General features: G+C 54.1%; 4 protein-coding genes and 1 tRNA gene. 4 read left to right on the top strand and 1 reads right to left on the bottom strand.

Annotated features, from left to right (window positions below; all coding sequences use genetic code 11):
• A partial coding sequence (locus tag LC586_RS40180; RefSeq protein ID WP_229491332.1) for a DUF6985 domain-containing protein occupies nt 1-444 on the bottom strand: 444 nt, incomplete at its 3' end.
• Nucleotides 445-535: 91 nt separating this feature from the next.
• Between LC586_RS40180 and LC586_RS40175 the strand changes: the two genes are divergently transcribed.
• The 4 genes from LC586_RS40175 to tcmP form a co-directional block, all read left to right on the top strand.
• The gene (locus LC586_RS40175; protein ID WP_229491331.1) at nt 536-919 is read left to right on the top strand and encodes a VOC family protein; all 384 of its coding nucleotides are present in this window, start codon (nt 536-538) and stop codon (nt 917-919) included.
• 120 nt (nt 920-1,039) lie between these two features.
• Nucleotides 1,040-1,115, top strand: a tRNA-Lys gene (locus LC586_RS40170).
• 198 nt (nt 1,116-1,313) lie between these two features.
• Nucleotides 1,314-2,162, top strand: coding sequence for a phage Gp37/Gp68 family protein (locus LC586_RS40165; RefSeq protein WP_306423361.1), 849 nt, complete (start codon nt 1,314-1,316; stop codon nt 2,160-2,162).
• A 39-nt stretch (nt 2,163-2,201) separates the two neighbouring features.
• A partial coding sequence (tcmP, locus tag LC586_RS40160; protein ID WP_229491330.1) for a three-Cys-motif partner protein TcmP occupies nt 2,202-2,829 on the top strand: 628 nt, incomplete at its 3' end.

The following is a 2,829-nucleotide window of genomic DNA, read 5'->3' as shown; positions in this document are numbered from 1 at the left end:
ATCCATCTCGACGACCTTGCCGTCCCTGATCCGGGCGCCGACCGAATGTTCCTCGTCCCAGTCCGTCTGATAGACGACCTCGAATTCTTCGGCGCCGATCGCGACGCCGACGAGCCGGACCTTCTCCCACAAGGATGAATCGTTGCCGAACTTGGGGAATGGCTCTCCGGCCAGATAGTCACCGGCCTCATGGGCTTGCAGATAAGGCTCATAATGCTCGAAGAGCCCCGTCTGGATGTCGGGAATGAGAGAGCCATATTGCGCCGGCACCAGCCGCGCGAGTGTCAAAGCACGCGCATCCGGCTGCTTCCGGCCGCCGGACAAGGCGACCGGTGTCGGACCTCTTCCCGGCAAGGTGACCGTGCCTCGCCATTTGCCACGCGCGCGCGTGAACGTGCCCAGTTCCGCATCCGTATAGGGATCTGACTTGAAGAGACCAAACATGGAGTTTTCCCCATCCAGGTAAAGCCTCATGTTGCGCGTCAGCCACTACATTCCGGTTGATGTTTCGTGTAAAATTCTCTAGAAGCCTCGCATGATCGACCATGTGACTTTCGCCGTCAGCGACATAACGAAAAGCAGGCAGTTTTACGAGAAGGCCTTCGCGCCTTTGGGCTACCGCATCGCCTTCGGCGATGAGGGCCGCTTCTGGGCCTTCGATATCGGCGACGGCCTGTTCGAGATCATGCAGGCGGAGGAGAAGGGTCCCCTCACCCGCGTCCATGTCGCCTTCCGGGTGAAGAGCAAGGCCCTGGTCCGGGAATTCTACGAGGCCGCCTTGGCCGCCGGTGCGGAGGACAACGGCGCGCCGGGTCCCAGGCCCCAATATACGCCCGATTATTACGCCTGCTTCGTCCTCGATCCCGACGGCTACAATATCGAGGCGATGATCGACCAGCCGGATGCCGGCCAGTCCTGATTAAAAGCCTAAACTCATCCACAGTTTAGGTCCGTATTTGGCTGGACACTTAGGAATCGCTTTGCTAGAGAGCAGCCCGCGAGACGGTCTTCTGGCCCCTCCGGCACTTCCTTGATGGTCGGGCGCATAGCTCAGGTGGTAGAGCAGCTGACTCTTAATCAGCGGGTCGTAGGTTCGAGTCCTACTGCGCCCACCAAGGAAAAGCAGGCTGGACACTCACAGAGTTTTTTTATACCGCCTTGCGTCGGCGGATTCATCCAAACACGCTAGCTTTTTTCAGGCCCTCCGATACTGAGATTGCGGCAGGCTCATCGCGCTCTATTGACGAATCCATCTTGTTCCCTTATTGTTCTCATAAGGTCTATTTAACGCCCTGCGATTAAATTAAATCCAGATGTCAGCGGGGATAATGATGGCTGAGTATTCCAAGATCGAATGGACCGATCATACCTTCAATCCGTGGACCGGTTGTACCAACGTTAGCCCTGGCTGTGACCACTGCTATGCTGAAGCTTGGTCAAAGCGATCAGGCCACGTAAAATGGGGAAAGCATCCAAGGAAGAGAACAACCGAGCACTACTGGAAGGCTCCTCACATTTGGCAGTCTAGATCGAGGGAATTTCACGCTCGAGAAGGACGCCGACAACGAATATTCTGTGCTTCGTTGGCCGACGTCTTTGACAATAAGGCTCCATCCAGTTGGAGAGACGATCTGTTTCAGGTCATCCGCGAATGTCCTTCTTTAGACTGGCTGTTGCTCACGAAGCGCCCTCAAAACATTAAGAAGATGCTGCCCAAAGATTGGGGAGATGGTTATCCGAATGTCTGGCTAGGAATGACTGCGGAAGACCAAGAACGCTACGACCAGCGGTGGCGCCACCTAGCAACAGCTCCGGCTGCAATCAGGTTTGTCTCCTACGAGCCCGCCATCGGGCCACTGCGCATTCCAGCTGAGAAGACTTTGCCCAATTGGATAATTGTGGGTGGCGAAAGCGGGAGTGGTGCCCGTGAGATGGACCCCCACTGGGCTAGAGAGGTCGTTGCGGACTGTCAACGTCTTGGTATTGCACCATTTTTCAAACAGTGGGGAAGCTATAAGAACAATCCACTGGTTCTTCAGGACCACTTGGCAGAAGACGTCGCAAAGAAGCTCGATCCCTACGGGAAAGGCGGCGGTCTATTGGACGGCAAGATTGTTCGCTGCTTTCCGGAGCCGAAATTAGATTACGTTGTTGCAGCATAACCCCTTGACCTAGGGACACCATCTGCGCTCCATATTCGTATGAGCGAACAACTCCCGCTATTTACCGATCTTCCCAAGATCGAGAACGCAATCATCGAGTTCGGCGAGATACGTTCACCAGTCTGGACGGCAAACAAAGCGCAGTTGGTAGCGAAGTATCTGTTTTACTTTGTCATGATCACTAAGCACGGAGCCTATATTGATGGTTTCGCCGCTCCGAAAGATCGGCAAAACCTAAAAGGTTGGGCAGCAGACCTTGTCCTAAATCAGGAACCCAAATTCCTGAAGGAGTTTTACCTTTGCGACATAAAGAGGGAGGGGGTACGGATACTAGAGAAATTGAAGGCCGACCACCCACCTAGGCCAAAGAGGCACATCGAAGTTCACCACGGAGACTTCAACGCAAGAGTCTACGATATCCTGAAGTCGGACCGCTTAAAGGAATCTACGGCAACGTTCTGTCTGCTCGATCAATTTTCTTTTGAATGTCACTGGAGCACTGTAAAGGCACTCGCCGCCCACAAAAAATCCGGTAACAAGATCGAGCTCTTCTATTTTCTTTGCACCGGGTGGCTCAATCGCGGCTTGAAAGCATTTAAGAAACTTGAAAAGCCCGAGCATTGGTGGGGCAATGCCGATTGGAAGTCACTGACGGCGATGACCTCCA

This window comes from Nostoc favosum CHAB5714, from assembly GCF_020829495.1.
GTDB lineage: Bacteria > Cyanobacteriota > Cyanobacteriia > Cyanobacteriales > Nostocaceae > Nostoc > Nostoc favosum.
Note: the sequence above shows the minus strand (reverse complement) of the source record. Positions and strands in the feature narration are given on the sequence as shown.

Coding starts and splice junctions, on each gene's coding strand:
- LC586_RS40175 (WP_229491331.1), top strand. CDS start 536: ATGATCGACCATGTGACTTTCGCCGTCAGCGACATAACGAAAAGCAGG.
- LC586_RS40165 (WP_306423361.1), top strand. CDS start 1,314: ATGTCAGCGGGGATAATGATGGCTGAGTATTCCAAGATCGAATGGACC.